The organism is Mobilicoccus massiliensis (assembly GCF_000826525.2).
Taxonomy (GTDB): domain Bacteria; phylum Actinomycetota; class Actinomycetes; order Actinomycetales; family Dermatophilaceae; genus Mobilicoccus; species Mobilicoccus massiliensis.
The window spans coordinates 189,115-212,042 of the sequence record NZ_LN651328.1 but is presented as its reverse complement, the minus strand read 5'-3'; the positions used below and the strand labels follow the sequence as shown (position 1 = coordinate 212,042).

General features: G+C 72.1%; 26 protein-coding genes. 17 read left to right on the top strand and 9 right to left on the bottom strand.

The genetic code is table 11. From position 1 onward, the window contains the following. Nucleotides 1–101 precede the first annotated feature (101 nt). The 4 genes from BN1197_RS07040 to topA all read left to right on the top strand — a co-directional run bounded on the left by BN1197_RS07040 (nt 102) and on the right by topA (nt 6,938). Entirely contained in the window at nt 102–923 is an 822-nt protein-coding gene (locus tag BN1197_RS07040) for a sigma-70 family RNA polymerase sigma factor (protein WP_245851845.1), read from the top strand. Nucleotides 924–1,100: 177 nt separating this feature from the next. Then, nucleotides 1,101–2,342 carry an ABC transporter substrate-binding protein gene (locus BN1197_RS07035; RefSeq protein WP_040157650.1) on the top strand — a complete coding sequence of 414 codons (1,242 nt, stop codon included), beginning with the start codon at nt 1,101–1,103 and terminating at the stop codon, nt 2,340–2,342. Nucleotides 2,343–2,352: 10 nt separating this feature from the next. Then, the gene (locus tag BN1197_RS07030; RefSeq protein ID WP_082043723.1) at nt 2,353–3,987 is read left to right on the top strand and encodes a DUF7059 domain-containing protein; all 1,635 of its coding nucleotides are present in this window, start codon (nt 2,353–2,355) and stop codon (nt 3,985–3,987) included. A 170-nt stretch (nt 3,988–4,157) separates the two neighbouring features. Further along, complete coding sequence (gene topA, locus BN1197_RS07025; RefSeq protein ID WP_040157647.1) at nt 4,158–6,938, top strand: type I DNA topoisomerase; 2,781 nt, start codon at nt 4,158–4,160, stop codon at nt 6,936–6,938. A gap of 168 nt (nt 6,939–7,106) precedes the next feature. On the opposite strand, the gene ykgO is transcribed toward topA, so the two are convergent. The 4 genes from ykgO to rpmB are packed head-to-tail and all read right to left on the bottom strand — an operon-like array spanning nt 7,107 to nt 7,996. After that, a complete protein-coding gene (gene ykgO / locus BN1197_RS07020) occupies nt 7,107–7,229 on the bottom strand; it encodes a type B 50S ribosomal protein L36 (protein ID WP_040157644.1) in 123 nt (40 codons plus the stop codon). Nucleotides 7,230–7,287: 58 nt separating this feature from the next. Continuing rightward, nucleotides 7,288–7,593 (bottom strand): 30S ribosomal protein S14, encoded by a 306-nt coding sequence (gene rpsN / locus BN1197_RS07015; protein WP_040157641.1) that lies wholly within the window; start codon nt 7,591–7,593, stop codon nt 7,288–7,290. Continuing rightward, a complete protein-coding gene (gene rpmG / locus BN1197_RS07010; RefSeq protein ID WP_342743869.1) occupies nt 7,593–7,763 on the bottom strand; it encodes a 50S ribosomal protein L33 in 171 nt (56 codons plus the stop codon). Before rpmG ends, rpsN begins: the two co-directional genes overlap by 1 nt. Next, nucleotides 7,760–7,996 carry a 50S ribosomal protein L28 gene (gene rpmB / locus BN1197_RS07005; RefSeq protein ID WP_040157636.1) on the bottom strand — a complete coding sequence of 79 codons (237 nt, stop codon included), beginning with the start codon at nt 7,994–7,996 and terminating at the stop codon, nt 7,760–7,762. Before rpmB ends, rpmG begins: the two co-directional genes overlap by 4 nt. 54 nt (nt 7,997–8,050) lie before the next feature. Between rpmB and BN1197_RS07000 the strand changes: the two genes are divergently transcribed. From BN1197_RS07000 to BN1197_RS06960, 9 genes are all read left to right on the top strand, one after another. Further along, the gene (locus BN1197_RS07000) at nt 8,051–8,323 is read left to right on the top strand and encodes a type B 50S ribosomal protein L31 (protein WP_040157633.1); all 273 of its coding nucleotides are present in this window, start codon (nt 8,051–8,053) and stop codon (nt 8,321–8,323) included. After that, nucleotides 8,320–8,784, top strand: coding sequence for a CobW family GTP-binding protein (locus BN1197_RS06995; RefSeq protein ID WP_052466147.1), 465 nt, complete (start codon nt 8,320–8,322; stop codon nt 8,782–8,784). The genes BN1197_RS07000 and BN1197_RS06995 overlap by 4 nt, the downstream gene beginning before the upstream one ends. Then, nucleotides 8,777–9,379, top strand: a complete 603-nt coding sequence (locus BN1197_RS06990; protein ID WP_141397238.1) for a GTP-binding protein — start codon at nt 8,777–8,779, stop codon at nt 9,377–9,379. Before BN1197_RS06995 ends, BN1197_RS06990 begins: the two co-directional genes overlap by 8 nt. A 108-nt stretch (nt 9,380–9,487) precedes the next feature. Further along, on the top strand, nt 9,488–9,676 hold the full coding sequence (rpmF, locus tag BN1197_RS06985; RefSeq protein WP_040157631.1) for a 50S ribosomal protein L32: 189 nt from the start codon (nt 9,488–9,490) through the stop codon (nt 9,674–9,676). Nucleotides 9,677–9,710: 34 nt separating this feature from the next. Beyond that, a complete protein-coding gene (locus BN1197_RS06980) occupies nt 9,711–10,472 on the top strand; it encodes a nucleoside phosphorylase (RefSeq protein ID WP_040157627.1) in 762 nt (253 codons plus the stop codon). Between the two features lie 340 nt (nt 10,473–10,812). Next, a complete protein-coding gene (locus BN1197_RS06975) occupies nt 10,813–11,487 on the top strand; it encodes a response regulator transcription factor (RefSeq protein WP_040157625.1) in 675 nt (224 codons plus the stop codon). After that, a complete protein-coding gene (locus BN1197_RS06970; protein WP_040157624.1) occupies nt 11,484–12,758 on the top strand; it encodes a sensor histidine kinase in 1,275 nt (424 codons plus the stop codon). Before BN1197_RS06975 ends, BN1197_RS06970 begins: the two co-directional genes overlap by 4 nt. Nucleotides 12,759–12,990: 232 nt before the next feature. After that, nucleotides 12,991–13,179, top strand: coding sequence for a YjfB family protein (locus BN1197_RS06965; RefSeq protein ID WP_040157621.1), 189 nt, complete (start codon nt 12,991–12,993; stop codon nt 13,177–13,179). A 93-nt stretch (nt 13,180–13,272) separates the two neighbouring features. Then, a complete protein-coding gene (locus tag BN1197_RS06960; protein ID WP_040157618.1) occupies nt 13,273–14,016 on the top strand; it encodes a RibD family protein in 744 nt (247 codons plus the stop codon). A 31-nt stretch (nt 14,017–14,047) separates the two neighbouring features. On the opposite strand, the gene BN1197_RS06955 is transcribed toward BN1197_RS06960, so the two are convergent. From BN1197_RS06955 to BN1197_RS06935, 5 genes are all read right to left on the bottom strand, one after another. Further along, nucleotides 14,048–14,950 (bottom strand): lysylphosphatidylglycerol synthase transmembrane domain-containing protein, encoded by a 903-nt coding sequence (locus tag BN1197_RS06955; protein WP_052466145.1) that lies wholly within the window; start codon nt 14,948–14,950, stop codon nt 14,048–14,050. Between the two features lie 3 nt (nt 14,951–14,953). Next, entirely contained in the window at nt 14,954–15,835 is an 882-nt protein-coding gene (locus BN1197_RS06950) for a class I SAM-dependent methyltransferase (protein WP_082043702.1), read from the bottom strand. Next, nucleotides 15,832–16,926, bottom strand: a complete 1,095-nt coding sequence (locus tag BN1197_RS06945) for a glycosyltransferase family 4 protein (RefSeq protein ID WP_052466143.1) — start codon at nt 16,924–16,926, stop codon at nt 15,832–15,834. The genes BN1197_RS06950 and BN1197_RS06945 overlap by 4 nt, the downstream gene beginning before the upstream one ends. Continuing rightward, the gene (locus BN1197_RS06940; protein WP_040157615.1) at nt 16,923–17,315 is read right to left on the bottom strand and encodes a 6-pyruvoyl trahydropterin synthase family protein; all 393 of its coding nucleotides are present in this window, start codon (nt 17,313–17,315) and stop codon (nt 16,923–16,925) included. The genes BN1197_RS06945 and BN1197_RS06940 overlap by 4 nt, the downstream gene beginning before the upstream one ends. A 71-nt stretch (nt 17,316–17,386) precedes the next feature. Continuing rightward, nucleotides 17,387–18,388 (bottom strand): zinc-dependent alcohol dehydrogenase, encoded by a 1,002-nt coding sequence (locus BN1197_RS06935; RefSeq protein ID WP_040157614.1) that lies wholly within the window; start codon nt 18,386–18,388, stop codon nt 17,387–17,389. Here BN1197_RS06935 and BN1197_RS06930 point away from each other — a divergent pair. The 4 genes from BN1197_RS06930 (at nt 18,387) to BN1197_RS06915 (ending at nt 22,902) form a co-directional block, all read left to right on the top strand. Beyond that, nucleotides 18,387–19,172 (top strand): CDP-alcohol phosphatidyltransferase family protein, encoded by a 786-nt coding sequence (locus BN1197_RS06930; protein ID WP_052466141.1) that lies wholly within the window; start codon nt 18,387–18,389, stop codon nt 19,170–19,172. The two genes, BN1197_RS06935 and BN1197_RS06930, sit on opposite strands and share 2 nt — an antisense overlap. A 207-nt stretch (nt 19,173–19,379) precedes the next feature. Continuing rightward, a complete protein-coding gene (tmk, locus tag BN1197_RS06925; protein WP_082043701.1) occupies nt 19,380–20,084 on the top strand; it encodes a dTMP kinase in 705 nt (234 codons plus the stop codon). After that, nucleotides 20,081–21,223, top strand: coding sequence for a DNA polymerase III subunit delta' (locus tag BN1197_RS06920; RefSeq protein ID WP_040157611.1), 1,143 nt, complete (start codon nt 20,081–20,083; stop codon nt 21,221–21,223). Before tmk ends, BN1197_RS06920 begins: the two co-directional genes overlap by 4 nt. 116 nt (nt 21,224–21,339) lie before the next feature. Next, the gene (locus BN1197_RS06915; protein WP_052466218.1) at nt 21,340–22,902 is read left to right on the top strand and encodes an alpha/beta hydrolase; all 1,563 of its coding nucleotides are present in this window, start codon (nt 21,340–21,342) and stop codon (nt 22,900–22,902) included. Nucleotides 22,903–22,928: the final 26 nt, after the last annotated feature.

Below are 22,928 nucleotides of genomic sequence, written 5' to 3'. Positions count from 1 at the left end.
CGGCCCCCCCGCCTCTCGACGCGGCCCCTTGGCCACCGTCGTGAGTCCGGGCTACGGCGCCCTCTTGCTCCCGGCAAGACGGTGCCGCTAGGTTCTGAGCTGTGGCCGAGACCCGTGCCACGGCGATAGCTGATGTGAACGGAGTCTCATTGGTCGCCCCGGCAGAGTCCGCCGCCCGCGAGGAGCGGACAGAGCAACTGTTCGCCCACGCTGCCACGCTCACCGACATCGCCGAACAACAGTCCTGCCTGGATGAGATCGTCCTCCTCAACGCCGGGGTCGCCGAGGCCCTGGCGGGTCGCTACTCCCAGCGCGGCGCCGACCCGGAGGACCTCGTGCAGGTCGCCTACCTGGGTCTGGTCAAGGCTGTGCAGGGTTACCGCATCGGGGAGGGCCCCGGGTTCCTCGCCTACGCCGTTCCCACGATCTCCGGCGAGATCAAGCGATACTTCCGCGACCACGGCTGGATGGTCCGCCCGCCCCGTCGCCTCCAGGAGCTGCGGAGTGCCGCGGCCACGACCGAGGCCGATCTCGAGCAGGCATGGGGGCGTCCGCCGACCAAGACCGAGGTCGCGCAGGACCTCGGGGTGCCCGTCGACGAGCTGGCCGAGGCCGAGCAGGCCCGCGCCGGGTTCACGGCCCTCTCGCTCGACGCTCCGGTGCGTTCCGACGGCACGGCCGCGCTCGGCGACATGCTCGTCGACGAGAGCGACGCGTTCGCCCACGTCGACGACGCCGAGATGCTGCGCCCCGCGCTCGCCATGCTCAGCCCGCGCGACCGGCACATCCTCCTGCTGCGCTTCGTGCGCGGCCTCACCCAGGAGCAGATCGGCAACGAGATCGGCGTGAGCCAGATGCAGATCTCCCGCCTGCTCTCCCGCATCCTCGACGGGTTGCGCGATCAGCTCGAGGTCACGGTCTGACCGACCGCTCGACCCGAGCACCCCGCCTCACCGACCGCGCCTCGTTGCCCGTTCGCGCCGTGCCGACGCGCGCGGCGCAGGTCGTTCCTCCGCAGCCCCGGCCGTCGGGGATGATCTCTGGGACCACACGCGTATGACGTGCGTGGGCTTCGAGTGGATCCAGGGGAGGGTGACCGGATGACGGGCGTGTCTCGGCGCGCGGTGCTGCTCGGGGCGCTGGTGGGTGGTGGCGTCATCGCCGGGTGCTCCGGTCGGCCGGATCAGTCCCGGGAGACGCCCGGGCCCGCCGCGACCACCGCGCCGTCGGTGACCAGTCGTCGCGTCGACTTCCAGGGCACGACGTACGACGTCCCCGAACGCGCACGCCGCATCGTCACGCTGGGTGATGCCTGCCTGCAGCCGGCGCTCGATCTCGCGGCGCCCGTGGTGGCGACCACCGCCGTCGCCCCGGCCGTCGTGCCGCCCTCGCGGCGGGCGGCGTTGCGAGCCCTGCCGGTCGTCGGCAGCGGCCGTGCCGACGACCCCGTGAATCCGGCCGACGTGCTCGAACACGACCCCGACCTCGTCCTCGCCACCGAGGACACCGATCGACGCCTCGTCGACGAGCTCGGCGCGCGGCTGCCCGTGGTAGTCGTTCGTACCTCGGGAGAGCACCGGCGCGACTGGCAGGCCCGGGTGCGGGGGCTGGCCGACGTGCTCGGCAGCGACCGCGCCCCCGCCCTGCGGCGGCAGTACGAGGAGCGCACCGCGGGGATTCGCCGCGTCCATCGCGACGTGCTCGCCTCGACCCGAGTCGTCGTGCTCCGCGCCTGGGACCCCACGAGGATCACCGCGTACGGACCGCAGTCGGTCATCGGGGCGATCTACTCGGACGCGGGCGTGACCTTCGTCCCGGCCGTCCAGTCGTCGCGTGAGGGCCGCGCCAAGGCCACGACAGCGGCGCCGTCGACGACCTCCCCGAACGGCGCAGCCTCACCGTCGCCGTCGGCGCTCGCCGCACCCGGGGAGTTCCCCGGCACGCTCGCCGACGTCGGCCGGTACCTCGCCGGTGCCGGCGTCATCATGCTGGCCAGCGACTACGCAGGAGGTCTTGACGCCTTCACCGGCGGCAGCCTGGCCAACTCCGATGCCGTGCGAGGGTACGTGCGCGAACACGACGCGATCATGCGCGGCGCCGGTGTGCTCGCGATGACGAGCTACGCCCAGGTCGACTTCGTCCTCGACCAGCTCGACTCCGCCCTCGCCGACGCCGCCGCCCGCGCTGACGCCCCGTCCGCACCGACCGCCGCCGGGCTGACGGCTGCCGAGGGCTGGTGGGCCTCCGTCGCTTCGTCCCCTGCGACGGCCTCCCGGTCACGCGAGGAGCCCTGCTCCCAGGGGTTCGACGCGTGCGACGGGGTTGTCGGAGCCTGCCTCTAGTGTGTGCGCCATGAGCCATCTCGATCCGCGTGAACTCGCGTCGTCGGTCGATGATCGCGTCTCGTCCGCCCCGACTGAGCAGGGCGGCTCGCCAGAGTCGCCACCGGTTCCGGTGCTCCCGCCGGAGCTCGTCGAGCCCCTGCGAGCCGACCTGTTCGACGCCGCGTTCACCGTCGAGGGCATCGACGACATCCTGGGGCCGGTTGCTGCGACCGCGATCATGCGCGATCACCTCGTGCCCGCGCGCCGGGTGCTCGACCGTCTGGGAGAGACGCCGGCGACGACGATGCTCCGCCTGTTCGGCCTCGGTGAGGCCGTGACCCACGCCGAGCTCGACGAGGCGTTTCCGCGGGTCCGAGCGGCCGGGCTGCTGCGCATCGGGCTCGTGCGCGAGGCCGAGGACGGCCTGCGAGCTGCGTGCGACCTGCGTCCGTACGGCGACGAGGAGCACACGTGGTGGGTCGTCTCCGACCTCGCCGAGGTGACCACCGGTCGACCCCTGCATCCCGACCACGTGCTCGGTGTCGGCGGTGCGTCCCTCACCCTCGCGCGGTGGACGCCACGCACGCCGGTCGGTCGGGTGCTCGACCTCGGCACCGGTTGCGGTGTCCAGGCCCTGCACGCCGGCACGCACGCCGACGAGATCGTCGCCACCGACCTGTCGGCCCGCGCAGTCGCCTTCGCCACGTTCACAGCCGAGCTGGCAGGGCAGCGGTGGGATCTGCGGCAAGGCGACCTCTTCACCCCGGTCGTCCACGACGGGGTGCCGGAGCAGTTCGACCTCGTCGTCAGCAACCCGCCGTTCGTCATCAGCCCTCGCCGAGCCGGGCTGCCGCGGTACGAGTACCGCGATGGTGGCCGGGAGGGTGACGCGCTCGTCGAGGCGTTCGTGCGCGGGGTCGGTGCTCATCTGGCGCCGGGCGGGGTCGCGTGCTTCCTCGCCAACTGGGAGGTGGCCGCGGGCGCGCAATGGCAGGAGCGCTGGCGGGCGTGGCTCGACGCTCCCGAGTGCGCCGGTCTCGACGCGTGGGTGATCGCGCGGGAGCAGCAGGACGTCGCGGAGTACGCCGAGACGTGGGCGCGTGACGGTGGCCACCGGCCCGGCACTGCCGAGTACGACCGCTGGATCGACGCGTGGCTCGACGACTTCGAGGCGCGCGGGGTCGAGTCGGTGAGGTTCGGCGTCGTCGTGCTGCAGCGGCCCGCCGAGGGCCGGGAACGCTGGATCGAGCTGGACGAGGTCACCGGCGCCGTCGACTCCCCGATGGGCCCGCACGTCGCGCGGGGTCTCACCGCTCGCACCCGGCTGCACTCGCTCGACGACGAGGCGCTGTTCGCCGACACGTACGTCGCCGCCGCCGACGTCACCGAGGAGCGCCACACGCGCCCGGGTGCCTCCGATCCCAGCGTCATCCTCATCCGGCAGGGCGGTGGATTCCGACGCGCGATCCAGGCCGACACGGCGTTGGCCGCCTTCGTGAGTGTGTGCGACGGCGAGCTGCCGGCCCAGGTCGCGGTCACCGCGATCGCCGCGTTGACCGACGAGGACCCGGTCGACCTGCGAGCGCGTCTCTCGGGTCCCGTGCGCAGGCTTCTCGCCGACGGGCTGCTCGTGCCGGCCGCCACCGCGGTGGACCACGAGTGAGGCACGCATGACGGCGGCGCCGGCCGGCACGGCCCCGGCCGCAACCGGGTCGTAGGACCTCGGAATCGATCAGTTTGCCGACCACGCGTTACCGTGTGGCGAACACTCGCGCGACGGCGCAGGTTGGAGAGCAGCGACGAATCCGCTGCGAGGAAGGACATCGGGCAGTCGTGACAGGAAGTGAACCGCGGCGTCTCGTCATCGTGGAGTCGCCGGCCAAGGCCAAGACCATCGCCGGTTACCTCGGCTCCGGCTACGAGGTGGAGGCATCGGTCGGGCATATCCGCGATCTGCCCAACCCCAGCGAGCTGCCGGCCGACATGAAGAAGGGGCCCTACGGTCGCTTCGCCGTCGACATCGACAACGGCTTCGACCCCTATTACGTGGTCGATCCCGACAAGCGCAAGAAGGTCACCGAGCTGCGGCGCGCGCTCAAGGACGCCGACGAGTTGCTGCTCGCCACCGATGAGGACCGCGAGGGCGAGGCCATCGCGTGGCACCTGTTGCAGGTGCTCAAGCCCAAGGTCCCGGTGCGTCGCATGGTGTTCCACGAGATCACCAAGGAGGCCATCCAGCGCGCCGCGCAGGAGACCCGTGACCTCGACCAGTCGCTCGTCGACGCCCAGGAGACCCGGCGCATCCTCGACCGGCTCTACGGCTACGAGGTCTCGCCCGTGCTGTGGCGCAAGGTGCGGCAGGGCCTGTCGGCCGGACGCGTCCAGTCGGTGGCGACGCGTCTCATCGTCGAGCGCGAACGCGAACGCATGGCGTTCCGCTCCGCGTCGTACTGGGACGTCACCGGCCGGTTCGACGCCGCCTCGGGGGAGTCGTTCACCGCACGCTTGACCGGCCTCGACGGCACCCGGGTGGCCAGTGGGCGAGACTTCGGCGACGACGGCCTGCTCAAGGGCAACGCCCTCCAGGTCGACGAGGCCGGGGCGCGTGCGGTCGCCGAGGCCGTCACCGGCGTCGCGGCCACGGTGCGGGAGGTCAGCGAGAAGCCGCACTCCCGGCGTCCCTCGCCGCCGTTCACGACCTCGACCCTGCAGCAGGAGGCCGGTCGCAAACTGCGCCTGAGCAGCCGCAACGCGATGCGCGTGGCCCAGCGGCTGTACGAGAACGGCTACATCACGTACATGCGTACCGACTCGACGACCCTGTCGGAGTCGGCCCTCACCGCCGCCCGCAACCAGGCCCGCGACATGTACGGCGAGGAGTATGTGCCCGCGAGCCCGCGCCGCTATGAGAAGAAGGCCGCGAACGCGCAGGAGGCGCACGAGGCGATCCGTCCCGCCGGCGACACGTTCCGCACGCCGGCCCAGGTGGCCGGAGAGCTGCGCGGCGAGGACTTCGCCATGTACGAGCTCATCTGGAAGCGCACGGTCGCCTCGCAGATGGCCGACGCCAAGGGGTCGACGGCCTCGGTCAAGCTCACGGTTCCCACCGCGGGCGCCCAGGTCGGCGAGAAGTCGACGTCGAGCGCGGAGTTCTCGGCCAGCGGCACCGTCATCACGTTCCGCGGGTTCCTCGCGGCCTACGAGGAGGGGCGTGACGACGACGAGCGCGCCGCCGCCCAGTTGCGCGAGGAGGATCGGCGCCTGCCCAAGCTGACCCAGGGCGCCGAGCTCGACGTGCGCGAGGCCGAGGCGAACGGCCACGAGACCTCCCCGCCGGCCCGGTACACCGAGGCGACGCTGGTCAAGGCGATGGAGGAGCTCGGCATCGGCCGTCCGTCGACGTACGCGGCCACGGTCGCGACGATCCAGGACCGCGGTTATGTCGGTCACCGCGGCAGCGCTCTCGTGCCGCACTGGCTCGCGTTCGCGGTGACCCGCCTGCTCGAGGAGCACTTTCCGAGCCTGGTCGACTACCGGTTCACCGCCTCGATGGAGGCCGACCTCGACGCGATCGCCCGGGGCGACGCCCAGCGGGTCGACTGGCTGCAGAAGTTCTACTTCGGTGACCAGGCCGCGCACGCCGAGGGCCTGCGCAACCTCGTCGAGAACCTCGGTGACATCGACGCCCGCGAGATCTCGACGGTCCGCCTCGGCGACAACATGGTCGTGCGCGTCGGGCGCTACGGGCCGTACGTGCAGGAGGAGGTGCCCACCGGGGTCGACCCCGCCACCGGTGAGGTGACCGGTGAGGTCGCCGACCCCAAGGAGGCTCGACGAGCGTCGATCACCGACGACATCGCGCCCGACGAGATGACTCCCGAGAAGGCCCGCGAACTGCTCGAACAGGCCTCCGAGGACGGGCGCGAGCTCGGCACCAACCCCGAGACGGGTCGCACCGTCGTCGCCAAGGCCGGGCGGTACGGGCCGTACGTCACCGAGGTGCTCACCGACGCCGAGGCCGAGCTCAAGGGCAAGAACAAGCCGAAGCCCAAGACGGGCAGCCTCTTCAAGGACATGGATCTCGGCACCATCGAGCTCGACACCGCGCTGCGGCTGCTGTCGTTGCCGCGAGTCGTCGGCACCGACCCCGAGGGCACCGAGATCACCGCGCAGAACGGCCGCTACGGCCCCTACCTCAAGAAGGGCACCGACTCGCGCTCGCTCACCAGCGAGAACCAGATCTTCGACATCACCCTCGACGAGGCGCTCGCGATCTACGCCCAGCCCAAGCAGCGTGGTCGCGCCGCGGCCAAACCGCCGCTCGCCGAACTCGGCGAGGATCCGGTGAGCGGACGCCCCGTCGTCGTCAAGGACGGTCGCTTCGGCCCCTACGTCACCGACGGGGAGACCAACGCGACGCTGCGACGCGACGACGACCCCGAGAAGATCTCCCCCGAGCGGGGATTCGAACTCCTCGCCGAGAAGCGCGCCAAGGGTCCGACGACCCGCAAGAAGGCCACGAAGAAGTCGACGAAGAGCACCGCCAAGAAGTCGACGGCCAAGAAGAGCACGACGAAGAAGTCCACGGCCAGGACGTCGACGAAGAAGGCCTGACCGCCGACCTCACCGGACGCGGACCCGCCGACCTCACCGAACGCGAGCCCGCCTCCGACATGGAAGATGGGATGGCAGCGAAGCCGGGGTGATCACCCCACCGTCGCTGCCATCCCATCTTCCTTCTCGGCTCGCCTCCGGGCCGAGGTCTGCGGGAGGCGGCCCGACTCAGCCCTGGCGGGCCTTGAACCGCGGGTTCTGCTTGTTGATGACGTAGAGGTGCCCGCGGCGGCGGACGACCTTGGACCCCGGCGCCTTGGCCAGGGATCCGATCGAGGCTCGGACCTTCATGGTGTCTCCTTCTCTCTGCTCGTGTTCGCGCCGGGTTCGTGCCGGTCGGCGCGCCCGGTCACCAGCTCGACTTCGTGACGCCGGGCAGCTCGCCTGCGTGGGCCATCTCGCGCAATCGCACCCGGGAGAGCCCGAACTTGCGGTAGACCGAGCGCGGCCGGCCGTCGACGACGTCGCGGTTGCGCAACCGGGTCGGGCTGGCGTCACGGGGCATCTTCTGCAGGGCGCGCATGGCAGAGTCACGCTCGTCGTCGCTGCTGGCGGGGGCGGCGATGATGCGCTTGAGCTCCGCCCGCCGCTCGGCGTACCGGGCGACGATCTCACGCCGTTGGGCGTCGCGGGCGATCTTGCTCTTCTTGGCCATCAGCGCTCCTCGCGGAACTCGACGTGGCGGCCGGCGCGGGGGTCGAACTTGCGCAGCCGAAGGCGGTCGGGGTCGTTGCGGCGGTTCTTGCGGGTGACGTACGTGTAGCCCGTCCCCGCGGTCGAGCGCAGTTTGACGATGGGGCGCAGCTCGGTGCTCCTCGCCATCAGAGCTTTTCTCCCTTCGCGATGAGTTCGGCGACGACGGCGTCGATGCCACGCCGGTCGATGATGCCGATGCCCCGGGTGCTCACCGTGAGGGTGACGCGGCGTCCGAGGCTCGGAACGTGGTAGGTGCGGCGTTGGACGTTGGGCGACCAGCGGCGTTTGGTGCGGGTGTGGCTGTGGGAGATCGAGTTGCCGAACTGCGGCGTCGCTCCCGTCACCTGGCAGCGTGCAGACATCCTTCCTCCTGTGCTAGAACTGAGAACGATTCGCATTAAGATACAGGAGGTCCCATGCGAGAGGGAATCCACCCCGAGTACCGACCCGTCGTCTTCCGCGACCGCGCGGCCGGGCACGCCTTCCTCACCCGCTCCACGGCGACGCCCGAGGCGACGATCGAATGGGAGGACGGCAACGTCTACCCCGTGGTCGACGTCGAGGTGTCCGCGGCGAGCCACCCGTTCTGGACGGGCACGGCCCGCGTCCTCGACAGCGAGGGTCGGGTCGAGAAGTTCCGTCGTCGGTACGGCCGCAGCGGTGCCGGCGCGGCGCGGGGTGCGAAGTGATCCCCGTCGTCACCTGCTGCACGATCGAGGAGGTGCTGCGCTCGTCGGTGACCGGTGGTCTGCTGCTCGACCTCCCGGGCGCGGTCGTCATCCGCCACGACATGGACGCGGAGGCCGGAACCCTCCGCCGCCTCGTCCACGATGCCGGCGGCACGATCGAGGACCGCACGTCCGAGCTCGAGCACGCCTGCCTCGGCTGTGCCCTGCGGGAGGACATCGTTCCCGCGATCCGGGAGGTCGCGCTGCGCCGACCGACGGCGATCGTGCTCGCGCTGCCGCTCACCGCCGAGCCGGTTCCGGTGTTGCGTGCGCTCGTCGAGCTCGCGGACCAGGGTGTCGTCGACATCGGCGCGGTCGTCACCGCCCTCGCGTGCGACGACCTCGTGTGGGACGTGTGCGGGGACGACCTGCTGAGCGAGCGGTTTGGCGCTGGCCGCCGACGACGAACGGGCGGTGGGTGAGGTCCTCGTACGTCAGGTCGAGGGCGCCGACGTCGTCGTCGTGGACGACGAGCCCGACTCGACCGCTGAGGTCCTGCTCGATCACCTCACCCCCGCCCGCACCATGCGCCTGCACGAACTCGACGTCGCGGCGCTGCTCGAACCCCGCGACCGCGAGGACGTGCTGCACCGGGGCGACCCGTTGTCGGCGTCCGCGTCCGAGGCCGAGAGTCGCGAGGGCGTATGGACCCTGCAGCTGGAGTCGTGGCGCCCCTTCCACCCCGATCGACTGCGGGAGAACCTCGAGGCCCTGGGCGGACGACCCGGCCGCAGCCGCGGCGTCTTCTGGCTGCCCACCCGCCCCGACGTCGTCTGTCAGTGGGAGGGCGCAGGCGGTCAGCTCAGCCTCGGCAACCTCTCCACCTGGCACGACGCGGGATGCGAGGCGTGCACGCGTCTCGTCGTCACCGGTCTCGACGACGAGATCGACGAGGTCGCCGCCGTGTTCGAGGCCACGCTGCTCACCGACGCCGAACTGGCCGCCGGGCTCGGAGCGTGGGCCGGTCGTGACGACGGGTACGACCCGTGGCTCGGCTCTCGTCGCGACGTGGCCTGACCTCGTCCGAACGCCGAGACAGCCGTCGTTTCCGGCGCGCGGGCCCACGACGTCGTCATCCCCGCATCCATCCCGCCCCCTATCCGTCTCACCCCACAGGAGAACCCCATGGCCGTTCCCAAGCGCAAGATGTCCCGGTCCAACACCCGCAGCCGCCGGGCGAACTGGAAGGCGTCCGCGCCCGACCTCGTCGAGGTCGACGTGACGAGCGCCGGCGGCCGACGCACGGTCGTCGTGCCTCGTCGGCTGGTCAAGGCCGCCCGGCTCGGCCTGGTCGAAGGCGTGCCGGTCGACTGACGGCGCCGCGGCGGCCGGGTGCGAGACTGACGGGATGCGTGACTCCGGTGCCTTCCCGATCCTCGACCACGACGCGGACCCGCACGACCTGATCTCCGCGGCCCAGCGGGCTCAGGAGCGGGTCTCGCTGCCTCCCCGAGCGGTGCTCACGTTGCTCGGCGACGTCGCGAGCCGCTACGCCGACGAGCACGGGTACGAGGTCGTCGACGAGGTCGAGACGATCATCCGACGGCACCCGGTTCGGGTGGGAACACATCGGGGTGTCGAGGTGGCGTTCGTCGAGATCCCGCTCGGCGGCCCGGCGGCGACGATCCTCTTCGAGCACGTCCTCATGAGCGGAGTCCGGCAGGCCGTGGCCGTCGGGTCGTGCGGCGGCCTCGTGCACTTCGACGAGGGGGCATTCGTGCTGCCGACGAGGGCGCTGCGGGCCGAGGGCACCTCCTATCACTACCTGCCGCCCGCGGACTGGGTCGAGACCGACGCCGCGCTTCGGTCGGCGTGCGCGGCGGCGATCGACGACGCCGGGCTCGCCTCCGTCGAGGTGCCGACGTGGACGACGGACGCCTTCTATCGCGAGACCCGCGCGACTCTCGCATCGCGTCTCGAGCAGGGATGCCAGGTCGTCGAGATGGAATGCGCGTCGCTCGCCGCGTGCGCGCACTTTCGCGGCGTCTCGTTCGCGCAGATCCTCTACACCGCCGACACGCTCGCCGAAGAGAACTGGGACGCCAGGAGATTCGGCAAGGATGCGCGCGAGGTCGCGTTGACGCTCGCCCTCGACGCCGTCGTCCGCTGACGCGCCGGGTCGGCCACTCGGCCGGTTCGACGTCCTCGGGCTCCGCGGCCGCAGCGGACGATCCGGTCCACGTCGGTCTGCGCACGCTCCCGGCCTGGCTAGGAGCCGGCCGACCAGCAGGGGAGCGTCACGAAAACGTCATGAACACTCGTATAGAACTGGCTCGGTCGGACCCCGGGGCGATGAGTCACGGGTGCGCCGACGTCGTGGTTCCCCGGGGGAGGCGCGACCGGGCCCCGCAGCGGGGTGGGCTCGCATCGTCGGTCCCGGCGCAGATCAGGGGAGTGCCGGGGCCGACGCGCGCCAATTGTGGGTGCCCCGGGGCAGTCTCGGGCCGATCATGGACGCTGTGCGAGTTCTCCTGCTCGAGGACGACCTGGAGCTGCGCCGCTCGGTCGCCGATGTGCTGCGCCGACGTGCCTATGCCGTCGACGAGGCCGGCACCCTCGCGGAGGCCGACGTGCGGCTCAGCGTGAACTCCTACGACGTGGCCGTCTTCGATCGCGCCCTGCCGGACGGGGACGCCGCCGAGCTGCTCGGTGACGTCCGCGCCCGGGGGTGCGCCGTGCCGGTGCTGTTCCTCTCCGCGCGGGCCGACATCCACGACCGCGTCCGGGGTCTCGACGCCGGGGGTGACGACTACCTCGTCAAGCCGTTCGCCATGGACGAGCTTCTCGCGCGGCTGCGCTCGCTGGCCCGTCGCCAGGGCGGGGGCACGGATTCCACGCTGAGCCTCGGCGATGTCGAGATCGACCTCGCGCGCGTCGAGGCGACCCGCGGTGGACGTTCGATGCTGCTCACCCCCAAGGAGTTCGCGCTCCTCGTGCACCTCGTGCGCAACGCGGGCCGGGTGTGCTCGCGCTCCGAACTGCTCGAACACTGCTGGGACGAGTACGCCGACCCGAGCAGCAACGTCGTCGACGTGCGCATCCGGTTGCTGCGCGGCAAGCTCGGCGAACCACCGATCATCCACACCGTGCGGGGTGCCGGGTTCGTCGCCGAGGTGCGGGGGTGAAGACGAGGCAGCTCGGCGGTGCGGGTGACGTCTTTCGCCGACTGCGCCTGCGCCTCACCGCGATCTTCGTCGCCGTGGCCGTCGCCGGCCTCGCGACTCTCGTCACGCTGCTCACCGCGCTGGACGCACACTTCGATCGCGGGCGGGTCGACGCGATCCTGCGTGGCGAGGCGTCGCGGGCGGCCGCGCTCGTCTACGCCGGCAGCGACGGCCGGCCCGAGACCGAGGCGCTCTACGGCGATCACGTGACGAGGCAGTCGAGCGGGCTGGTGCTCGTGTGGAAGCGTGGCGCGGAGTATCACCGGCTCTTCAGCAGCGGGCAGCCGATCGACGGCGACTGGCAGGCGGCGGTCGACGCCTGCCTCGCCGACGGTGAGGAGAACGGCACCGTCTCCGACCTCGGCACCCTGCGCGTCGCGGGCATGCCGTGGTGGCTCGACCAGGCCGACCCCGCGCCCGCGGGGTGCGTGTTGGCGGCCACGCCCCGCGCGGGCCCGCTGCAGGCCGACCTCACCCCGCCCGCCGTCCTGGGATCCGCGGCGTTGCTGCTCCTGCTCACGTGGATCGTCTGGTGGACGGCAGGGCGCAGCCTGCGTATCGCCGAACGGGCTCTCGACGACCGCGAGCAGTTCCTCGCCACCGCCGCTCACGAGATGCGAGGGCCGCTCGCCCGCATCCGTTCCATCGCCGAATCCGCGCTCACGCGGTTGCCCGCCGATCAACCCGAAACGGCCCGTGACCTGCGCACTCTCGTCGCGACCACCGAGGGCGCCGGGCGGGTGGCGGCCAACCTCCTCCTCGCCTCGCGCATCGACCACGCCGAGGTGCCCGCCCGGCACGAGGCGGTGCGGCTCGACGAGCTCGCGTGCGACGCCGAGACGCGCATCGGCGGCATCGTCGTCGACGTCACCGAGCCCGTCTGGGTCGAGGGTGACGCGATGCTGCTGGAGCAGGCGATCACGAACCTCGTCGACAACGCCCGGCGGCACGGCCGCAGCGAGGACGGTACGGCCCGTGTCATGCTCACCGTCACCCACCGCGACGGATGCGCGGTCGTGCGCGTGGCCGACGACGGTCCCGGATTCCCGCAGGGCGTCGACGTGCTGCGGCCGTACATCTCCGGTGCCACCGGAGGCAACGGCCTCGGCCTCCCGCTCGTGCGGTGGATCGCGCGTCGTCACGGCGCCGAGCTGTGGCTCGGATCCGCCGGCGGCGAGGACTGCCTCGACGGTGCGGCGGCAGAGCTGCGGTTCCCACCCACCGAGCCCTAGGACGTCCGTCTCTCGATCGTCCGGCATGCGAGACCGGCGTTCATGGCCGGGACTCGTTCGGAGGCAGCAGGATCGCCGCCGCGGGTCGAGCGTGGGCGACACCCCGTCGGCGGCACGCTCAGAGCACCCCGCGCGTGGCCGATGGGACCGGTCGGAGGGTGCGCTGCCACGCACCCCGTCCTCCGGGCCGGACGCCCTGAGGTGCCCTGCGAAGAACCGGGAAGGACCCGACATGGATGTCGCACTCGCCCAGACCATCCTCAGCAGTAGGACGGCCGCGGCGTACCAGGACGCCCAGGTGTCGATCCTCAAGAAGACGATGGACACCCAGCAGGCGGCCGCGAGCAGGCTCATCGAGAGCATGACGCTGCCGCTGGCCACCGACGGCAACCTCGGTCGCAACGTCAACACCTACGCCTGACCCAGCCCGACGCGCGCACCTCGTCGCGCTGCTGGACACAGTCGGCACACACTCCGTCGCGCACCGGCACATCCCGCCGGTTAGCGTGCCGGGGTGAGCGCCACGCCCGACGACACCCCGACGCCCGTCCCCGACGCGGACGGGTCTGCGACCTCTCTGCCGGGGTTGGACGACTTCTACGTCCCCCTCACCGGCGACGAACCCCTGGTGATCGCACAGCTCGGGCAGAGCCTCGACGGCTTCATCGCCTCACGCACCGGTGACGCGGAGTTCGTCACCGGCCCCGAGGACCGTCGTCACCTGCACGTGCTGCGCTCGCTGGTCGACGCCGTCGTCGTCGGCGCGGCCACGGTCATCGCCGACGACTGCCGCCTCACCGTGCGTGACGCGCCGCTGCGCACGGGCCACCCGACGAGGGTCGTCCTCGATCCCCGCGGCCGGGTCCCGCGGTCCTCGCATCTGCTCACCGAGCCCGACGCGCCGACGTTGTGGCTGGTGGGAGAGGCGGCGGACGTGCCCGACGACCTGCCCGAGCACGTGGAGGTCGTCGTTCGTGAGCCCGGGGCGGGGTACGAGCCGGCCGAGGTCCTCGACGCGCTGGCCGAGCGTGGCCTGCGCCGCGTCCTCGTCGAAGGTGGGGGGCGCCTCGTGTCGTCATTCCTCGCGGCCGGTGCCCTCGACCGTCTCTTCGTCACCTGCGCGCCGGTGCTCATCGGCGACGGTGTTCCGGGCCTGCGTTTCTCCGGTACCGACGTGCTCGCCGACGCGATTCGGCCACCGTCGCGGCGTCTCGTGCTCGGCGACGACGTGTGTACCGAGCTGTTGCTCCGGGGATGAGGCCGCCGGTCCGGCGCTCTCGGGACGTCGCTCAGCGCGTGTCGTCGTCCTCCGGATGTTCGTCTCGACGCAGGCTCCTGAGAAGCCCGGCGACGGTGACGAGAGCACCGGGGAGGGTGGAGATCAGCGCGAGGAGGCCGTAGGCGACGGAGGTCGTGAATCCCGTCGCCGGGTCGAGCCCCGCGAGGCCGTAGGCGAGGGTCGCCGCACCCTCGCGGGGGCCCCACCCGCCGACGTTGATCGGCACCGACATGCCCGCCAGGGTCAGAGAACCGAGCGCGAGCATCGTCCCCGGGGCCAGGGCGGGAGCCGCGTGCGCCGCGGCGAGCTCCTGGGCGGCGAGAGCGAAGAGACCGAGGAAGCAGAGCCAGCCGAGCACCGACCAGCCCACGCACGCGAGGACCGAACGAGCCGGCAGCCGGCGCATCGACCAGCCGGCCACGGCGGCGACCGCCACGGTGATCAGGGCGAAGGCGGCCGCGAGGTCGAGCCGACCCCACGAGACGGCCGCTGCAGTGGCGGCGAGCAGGACGACGGCCGTCCCGCAGAGCCGTTCGCCGACGACCGAGCCGATGCTCGCGGTCCACCGTGTTCCCGAGCGCCCCCGCCGGAATGCGCGCACCGCGTCACCGGCGAGCCCACCGGGCAGGATCGCGTTGAGGAACGCCGCCTCCAGGCAGCGGGCCACGGCGTAGGCCGTGCTCATTCGGTCGCCGAGCCCGGCCGCGACCGCTTGCCAGCGCAGCCCCTGCGCCAGGCCGCCGACGAGCCCGAGCGCGACCGCCCCGGCGACGGCGAGCGGGGTGAGCACGGCTCCGGCCTCGCTCACCGCGCTCGTGCCGAAGAGGTGCACGAGCCACGCGATCAGCGCGATCGTCACGACGACCTGCAGGGTCGCGAGCGCGATCCGCCGGGTCGCCGGGGCGTCGGTCACGGGTCAGCGAGGGAGGGCGAGCAGATCGACGTGGCCGACGACGACCGCGAGCGTTCCGGCGTCGACCTGCTGCAGGCGGCGTTCGAGCCACGCCTCCACCCGGTCGGCGAGGGCGGGGTCGTGTTCGACGGCCACCGCGGCGCGATCCGTCAGGTACCGCCGGAGAAGGTCGGGCTGTGCGGCCGTGAGGCGCCACGGGGTCGTCGCGTCGACGACCTCGGCGCCCGCCTCGCGCAGCCGGCTCGAGAAGTGGTCCGCGGCGGAGGCCCCGGCCAGGCCGTCGCGGCGCTGGTGGGCGTCGAAGGCGTCCGCGACGAGCGTGTCGTCGTCGTCCGCGGGAACGAGGTTCACGGCGCCGTCGACGCTGAGGCTGAACAGGGCGGGGGTCGCCGTCTCGACGAGAAGCGTCGCGAGCGTATCGAGTTCGTCGTACGTGAGCAGGTCGAGCAACGCCGACCCCACGACGACGGTGAGGGTGCCGTCGGCCTCGACGAGCCGGGGCAGATCGTCCAGCCCACCGTGGACGCGAGTGCCTTGGCCGGTCGCGACCGGATGGTGCAGCAGGTCGGCGTCGTGGTCGAGGAGGGTCCAGGTCGCGGGGAACGGCAGGCGCGGGGCGAGCCACGCCTGGTTGGCGCCGGTGCCGGCGCCGACGTCGACGATCCGGACGGGCCGCTGTTCGTGCTCGGGACCGGCGCAAGTACGCAGGTCACGCCACAGACGGGTGAGCAGGCGCTGGGTGCCCTCGCGCGCGGCCTCGTCGGCGGGCCGGCGCAACGTGAGCCAGTCGGCCTCCACCGGGCGCGTCGGCATCGGTGGGGCAGGGGTGCCGGGTGCCGAGGCGGTGTCGGATGCGTCGGCCGGATCCGGTGTGGCGTCGGTCATGAAGTGCCTTCCGTCGATGTCGTCCCCGGGCCGATGCCCGATCTGCCGGCTCGTTCTCGGCCGGTATCGGTCATGTTCTGTTTCTGAGTCGAGCCGGGCAGGCACGCCAGGAGTACGGCCGCCGTCTCGGACCACGAGCGTAGGTCGACGCGGCGGGCGCGGGCGAATGCGCCGTAGCCGGGATTGGCGAGGACGGTCGCGAGACCGTCGGCGATCTCGGACGGGTCATGGGGGTCGACGGTGATCCCCGGGGCCGGCCCCTCGCCGTCCTCGAGGGCTTCGACCGCGCCGGTGCCCTCGGCGACGACGACCGGAACGCCGTGCGCGATCGCCTCGGTGACGACGAGCCCGTAGGTCTCGGCGAAGGACGGCAACGCGAGGACGTCGGCGCGCGCCCACAGCTCCTCGAGATCGCAGCCGGTCACCTCGCCCACGAGGGCGACCCGCTCGGCGATCCCGGCGGCAGCGAGGGCGCCCTCGACCGCCGCCCGCGCACCGAGGTCGCCCCCACCGGCGAACACGGCCTGCCAGTCGAGGTGCGAGATGTGGCCGAGCGCCTGGGCGAGGCCGGCGTGGTTCTTGCGGGGGGTCAACGCCGCCAGGCAGAGGATGAGCGGCGGGGTGCTGCCGTGGGCGAGCGACCCTTGGACGACGCCGGGAGGGGCCACGCCGATGTCGTCGCGCTCGTAGCGTGCCGCGAGGTCGGCGGCGGCGGTGCGGCTCGTCGCGACGACGGTGGTGCAGGCGTGGATCGCGGCGCGTTCGCGTTCGGTCAGCTTCCGGCGCCGCTCGTCGGTGAGCCCCGTCTCGTCGGGCAACGGCAGGTGGACGAGCAGGGCCACCGCGCATCCGTCGCGTTCGGCGGCGGCGAGCACGTCGGGGTGTGCGGCACCGACGAGCCCGTCGACGATCGCGGCGTCATGGCCGCGCAGGGCCGCCGCGAGGGTCTCCGCGGTGCCGGGGCCGTCGGGCCAATCTCCCTCGAGCCGCGCGTGTTCCGGAGGTTCACCGGGCCAGGCGGCGAGGACGGCCTCGTTGTAGACGTGCCCGCCGCTCACCGACGTCGCCGCCGGACTGACGAAGAGTGTCACGCCCGCGTCGGGCCCAGCTCGCGCGTGTACGACGCCCACGCGTCGGGGTTCTCGCGCAGGAGCACCTCGAGGGACTCCAGCGCCGGATCGGGGAGGCGCGCGGCGAGCTCGTCGGCGATGTGCCGGGCGACGACCTCGGTGGTCGAGATCCGGCCCGCGAACGCCGGGTGATCGTCGAGGTTGCGGTAGTCGAGGTCGCCGAGGACCTCCTTGAGGGCCTCGGTCGCGGCGCCGATGTCGAGGACGACCCCGTGCTCGTCGAGGTCACGACGACTCCACGTCGCCTCCACCTCGAACGTCGCTCCGTGCAACCCCTGGGCGGGCCCGAAGAAGGGGTCGGGCAGGCTGTGGGCGATCATCACGTGGTCGCGAACGGTGAGACGGAACAACGGAACTCCTGTGGTCGAGTGCGGGATCGGGCGTCGGCGGTGCGGGGTGCTGTGGTGGAGGTGTGCAGCGGTCAGCGCGTGTGGTCGACGACGTGACAGTGGGCGTCGATGCGGCCGTGGGCGATGTCGTCCATCGTCTGCGGAAGCTCGGCGAGGGGCACGGGCCCGGTGAGCAGGGCGTCGAACGCCGGGTCGCGCAGGGCGTCGAGCGCGAGGCGCATGCGGTCGGCGGGAGTGCGGCGGGCCCGTCGCGATCCGGAGACCATTCCCACCTGGCTCGCGCGGATGCTCAGCCGTCGGGCGTGGAAGTCGACACCGAGCGGCACCTCCGGCTCGGTCGTGCCGTACCACGACATCTCGACGACCTCGCCCTCGTCGCCGAGCAACTCGAGCCCGCGGGCCAACCCGGCGGCCGTCGACGAACAGTGGAAGACGAGGTCGCAGTCATCGTGGCCGCTCTCGGGAGACAATGCGGTGACACCGAACGCGTCGGCGAGTTGGCGTGCCGACTCCTGGGGGTCGAGGAGTTCGAGACGGTCGAGCGGAAAGCGGCGCAGCAACGCGGCGACCGACATGCCGATCATGCCGCCGCCGATGACCGCGACCCGGTCTCCGAGGCGTGGACCGGCGTCCCAAAGAGCGTTGACGGCGGTCTCGACGGCGCCGGCGAGAACGGCGCGCTCGCTGGGCACGTCGTCGGGGACGGGCGTGAGCATCGAGACGGGGGCGACGTAGCAGTCGACGTGCGGGTAGAGACAGAACACGCGCCGGCCGACGAGATCGCCTGCATCCGCGCCGGTTTCGGGGTCGGCCGGTCCGGCCTCCTCGACGACGCCCACCGACAGGTAGCCGTAACACACCTCGCCCGGCAGGTCGCCGCGCTGGAACGGGGCCCGCATGATGTCGCGAACCCGTTCGGGCACGTGCCCGAGATGGACGAGGGACTCGGTGCCCCGGCTGACCCCCGAGCACACGGTGCGGATCAGCGCCTCACCCGGACCAGGCGGTCCGACCTGCTCGGCGCGGATCTCACCACGGCCACCGGGCAGGGTCCAATAGGATCGGCACTCCATGAAGGGGATTCTCGCCGGTCGGTGGCGGCGCCGCGACTTCGCGATGGGCGTGGCGCTCGCCGTGGTCGCCGACGCCGCCGTCGCAGGTGGGCCCTGGCCGCGACGGCTCGCGGGGGTCGCTCTCGGACTCCCCCTCCCGGCGGCAGTGGCGCTGACGATCGCGAGCGAACCTCCGTCCACGATCGAGGGATCCTCTGATGGGGGCGTCGTGGACGAACGAGTCGGGGGCGGGGGTGTCAGCGGCCCGGCGGATGCCGTGACGTTCGTTCGATCGGTGCTGGCGGGATGTGCCGTGGCGGGGGCGCTCACTCCGGAGACGCTGGGTGAGGGGCGACGTACCTGGCGGGTGGCGGGATTCGCGATTCCGGCACTTGCCCTCGACGCGGTCGACGGGATCGTCGCGCGGACGACCGGCACCGCCAGCACGCATGGCGCGCGACTCGACACGGAGACCGACGCGGCGGTGTTCCTCCTGCTCTCGGGGGTGGCCGCGCGGACCGTGACGCCGTGGGCGTTCGTGATCGGGGTCGCGCGGTACGCGTTCGTGGCCGGCGGGCGGGTCCGGCCGGCGTGGAGGGCGGATCTACCACCGAGCCGGCGGCGACGTGCCATCGCTGCGTTGCAGGGGGTCGCGTTGTCGGTCGCGCTCGCCCCGGTGGTGCGGCGAAGGGTGGGGCGTGTGCTGCTGACCTCGGCGGCGGCCGCCCTCGTCGGCTCCTTCGGCCGCGACATCGCCCTCCTGGAAACTCGCCGAGACAGCCGTCGTTTCCGGCCTCGGACGTGATCGGGCTCGGCGTATGAGCCAGAGGGCCGGAAACGACGGCTGTCTCGGCGGTCGGGACGCCCGGTCCGGGTGGGACATCGGTATGTCCGAAGGGGTGGGTGTGTGAGCGGGTGAGCGGGTGGGTGGAAGTGCCTGTTCGAGCGCGGGGTGGGTGCGTGTCGGGTGCGTGTCGGGTGGGTTGTCGGAGGTCTCGCCTAGGCTGCGGACGTGGTGTTCATCGCGTTCGAAGGCGGAGACGGGGCCGGCAAGTCCACGCAGGTGGAGGCGCTGGTCACGAGCCTGCGTGCGCGGGGCAGAGCGGTGGTCGTCACTCGCGAACCCGGGGGGACTCCGCTCGGTGGGCGCATCCGCGAGTTGTTGTTGCACGGCGACGCGATCGCGCCCCGCGCCGAAGCGCTGCTGTTCGCGGCCGACCGCGCCCAGCACGTCGAGACGCTCATCCGGCCGGCGCTCGAACGAGGCGAGGTCGTCGTCACCGATCGCTATGTCGATTCCTCGATCGCGTATCAAGGGGCGGGTCGCGACCTCGATGCCGAGCAGATTGCCGGACTCTCGCGTTGGGCCACGGGCGGTCTCGTGCCCGACCTCACCGTGCTGCTCGACGTGAGCCCGCGAACGGGCCTCGAGCGTCGCTCCGGTCGTGCCGCCGACCGCATGGAGACCGAGGCCGAGGACTTCCACACCCGCGTCCGTGAGCACTTCCTCGACCTCGCCGCCGCCGATCCCGCGCGCTACCTCGTGCTCGACGCCGCCGCACCTCGCGATGAGCTCGCCCGCGCGGTCGCAGAACGGGTGGGCGCCCTGCTCGCCACCGAGGCGGCTCCGAGGGTCGGAGATCGTGACGCCGCGCCGCATGCACGGCCCACCGCCGAGGCGGGCGATGCGACCACGCCGGACGGTGAGGTGCGATGACCGTCTGGGACGACCTCGTCGGTCAGCAGCAGACGATCGAGACGCTCGATCGGGCCGCGCGCGATCCGGGGTCGATGACGCACGCGTGGCTGCTCACCGGCCCGCCAGGATCCGGGCGGTCGACGGCGGCGCGGGCGTTCGCCGCCGCGCTCAACTGCCCCGACCACGGGTGCGGCGAGTGCCGGGAGTGCCTGACGAGTCTCGACGGCACCCACGCCGACGTCACGGTCGTCGCCACCGAGGGGCTGTCGATCCGGGTGGAGGACGCGCGCGAACTCGTCGTGGAGGCAGCGCATCGGCCGTCGGTCGGGCGGTATCGGGTCGTCATCGTCGAGGACGCCGACCGGCTCACCGAACGCGCTGCCGACGCCCTGCTCAAGGCTCTCGAGGAGCCGTCGGAGCGCACCGTGTGGGTGCTGTGTGCTCCATCGCATGAGGACGTCATCATCACGATCCGCAGCCGTAGCCGGCACGTGCGACTACGGACGCCACCGCCCAAGGCCGTGGCGGACCTGCTCGTGCGGCGCGACGGCGTCGATCCGGCGATGGCGATGTACGCGGCGCGCGCCGCGCAGAGTCATATCGGTCTCGCCCGGCGGCTCGCCCGCGACGACGACGCTCGCCGGCGTCGGCGTGAGGTGGTGCAGATGAGCGGACGCATCCGCAGCGTTCCCGACGCGATCGGGGCGGCGGCCGATCTCGCTTCGATCGCCACGGAGGAGTCCGGGGCGTCGAGCTCCGAACGCGACGCGGCCGAGCGTTCCCGGCTCCTCGAGACCCTCGGCGCCGACCCGGCCGCCCGCACCCAGCCTCCTCATGTGCGCGCGCAGATCGCCACGCTCGAGAAGGAGCAGAAGACCCGCGCCACCCGATTCGCGCGTGACGTCACCGACCGGGCACTCATCGACCTGCTGTCGGTGTACCGCGACGCGCTCGTCGTGCGGCTCGGGGCACATGTCGATCTCGTCAACGAGGACGCGCGCGCCGAGGTCGACACCCTCGCGCGGGCGATGAGTGCCGACGAGTTGCTCGCCGCGATGACCGCGATCGGCGAGGCGCGCACCCGCATCGAGGCCAACGTTCCGCTGCTGCTCGCGCTCGAGGCGATGGCGATCTCGCTCCGCCTCCCGCGGCGCTGAGGCCGGGCGAAGTCGCCGTGCGCAGGGCTGGACGTTCGTCCGCGCGGGGTGCGGGCCCGGGTACCGTGTGGGGGCGTCGTCGACTGACGACACCATTGACGAGGGAGGTCACCGCCGTGGGTCGATCCGTGGCAGCGAGGCGCGCTCGCACGTTGTCGATCCTGGTCGCGGGGGCTCTGCTCACGGCGGGGTGCTCGGTTCCCGCTCCCGGGGGTGCCAGTGGTGACACGACCGCCCCTGCGACGAGCCCGCCGGCGGGCCAGGAGGGGCTCGCGGAGGTCTACGCGCAGAAGCTCACCTGGGAACCGTGCGGAGCGGCGGGAGAGGCCGAGGCCCAGTGCAGTTGGGTCACGGTGCCGGTGGATTACGACAAGCCCGACGGGGCCACGATGCGTCTGCGGATGCTCAAGGTGCCGGCCGAGGGAAAGGCGAAGGGCTCGATACTCGTCAACCCCGGCGGCCCTGGCGGCTCCGCGGTCGAGTACGCGCGGGCGGCCGATCTCGTCGTCGCGCCCACGATCCGGCGTTCCTACGACGTCGTCGGCGTCGACCCTCGGGGTGTGGGGGAGTCCGATCCGCTCGTCTGCGTCGACGGGCAGAAGATGGACGAGATCATCGCCCAGGACCCGACACCCGATGACACGGCGGAGATCGACGCCTCGCGTGCGTCGGCGAAGGCGTTCGGACAGGCCTGTGAGCAGAAGGCTCCGGAGCTACTGCCGCACCTGTCGACGATCGACGCGGCCAAGGACATGGACATCGTGCGGGCGGCGCTCGGCCAGTCGAAGCTCATGTACCTCGGCAAGTCGTACGGCACGTTCCTCGGCGCGACGTACGCGGGGTTGTTCCCCGAGCGCGCGGGGCGTCTCGTGCTCGATGGCGCCATCGCTCCCGAGTTGTCCGACGAGGAGCTCAACCTCGGCCAGGCGGTGGGGTTCGAGACCGCCACCCGGGCGTACGTGAAGAACTGCGTGGACGAGGAGGACTGCCCGCTCGGCAATGACGTCGATCAGGGCATGCAGGGGTTGCGCGACCTGTTGAAGCGCATCGACGAGAACCCCCTGCCGGTCACCGACGACGCGCGCGTCACCCAACTCACCGAGGGCTGGGCCAGCGTCGGCCTGGCCCGGGCGTTGTACGACGAGAGTTCGTGGGAGCAACTCACCGACGCGCTCCGGGCTGCGGCGAAGGAGGGGCAGGGCGACCAGCTCATGGAGCTCGCGCGGGAGTACGCCGACCGTGACGCGAAGGGCGCCTACCACGGCAACATCATGCAGGTCATCTCTGCGGTCAACTGCCTCGATCGTCCTTCGTCGCCGTCCGACGACTCCGAGGTCGAGGCCCGCATCGCCCGCTTCGAGAAGGCCGCTCCGACGTGGGGCGCGTCGATGGCGATGGCGACGATGAGCTGCGAGGAGTGGCCGGTTCGCTCGGGAGCGAAGCCGGCGAAGATCACGGCGGCGGGCAGCGGCCCGATCCTCGTCATCGGCACGACTCGCGATCCCGCCACCCCGTACGACTGGGCGGTCAAACTCGCCGACCAGCTCGAGGGAGGGCACCTGCTCACGTTCGACGGCGACGGGCACACCGCCTACATGCGCAGCAACAACTGCGTCGACAACGCCGTCGACGACTTCTTCACCAAGGGCCGGGTGCCGAAGGACGGCCTGACCTGCTGACGAGGCTCCGGCTCGGTGGCCGGCGG

Excerpts from the sequence above, each read along its gene's own strand:
- BN1197_RS06965 (WP_040157621.1), top strand. The coding sequence starts at position 12,991 with ATGGATGTCGCACTCGCCCAGACCATCCTCAGCAGTAGGACGGCCGCG.
- BN1197_RS06920 (WP_040157611.1), top strand. The coding sequence starts at position 20,081 with ATGACCGTCTGGGACGACCTCGTCGGTCAGCAGCAGACGATCGAGACG.
- BN1197_RS06975 (WP_040157625.1), top strand. The coding sequence starts at position 10,813 with ATGGACGCTGTGCGAGTTCTCCTGCTCGAGGACGACCTGGAGCTGCGC.
- BN1197_RS06980 (WP_040157627.1), top strand. The coding sequence starts at position 9,711 with ATGCGTGACTCCGGTGCCTTCCCGATCCTCGACCACGACGCGGACCCG.
- rpmF (WP_040157631.1), top strand. The coding sequence starts at position 9,488 with ATGGCCGTTCCCAAGCGCAAGATGTCCCGGTCCAACACCCGCAGCCGC.
- BN1197_RS07000 (WP_040157633.1), top strand. The coding sequence starts at position 8,051 with ATGCGAGAGGGAATCCACCCCGAGTACCGACCCGTCGTCTTCCGCGAC.
- BN1197_RS07035 (WP_040157650.1), top strand. The coding sequence starts at position 1,101 with ATGACGGGCGTGTCTCGGCGCGCGGTGCTGCTCGGGGCGCTGGTGGGT.
- BN1197_RS07030 (WP_082043723.1), top strand. The coding sequence starts at position 2,353 with ATGAGCCATCTCGATCCGCGTGAACTCGCGTCGTCGGTCGATGATCGC.
- BN1197_RS06950 (WP_082043702.1), bottom strand. The coding sequence starts at position 15,835 with ATGACCGACGCCACACCGGATCCGGCCGACGCATCCGACACCGCCTCG.
- rpsN (WP_040157641.1), bottom strand. The coding sequence starts at position 7,593 with ATGGCCAAGAAGAGCAAGATCGCCCGCGACGCCCAACGGCGTGAGATC.
- ykgO (WP_040157644.1), bottom strand. The coding sequence starts at position 7,229 with ATGAAGGTCCGAGCCTCGATCGGATCCCTGGCCAAGGCGCCGGGGTCC.
- BN1197_RS06930 (WP_052466141.1), top strand. The coding sequence starts at position 18,387 with ATGAAGGGGATTCTCGCCGGTCGGTGGCGGCGCCGCGACTTCGCGATG.
- rpmB (WP_040157636.1), bottom strand. The coding sequence starts at position 7,996 with ATGTCTGCACGCTGCCAGGTGACGGGAGCGACGCCGCAGTTCGGCAAC.
- BN1197_RS06935 (WP_040157614.1), bottom strand. The coding sequence starts at position 18,388 with ATGGAGTGCCGATCCTATTGGACCCTGCCCGGTGGCCGTGGTGAGATC.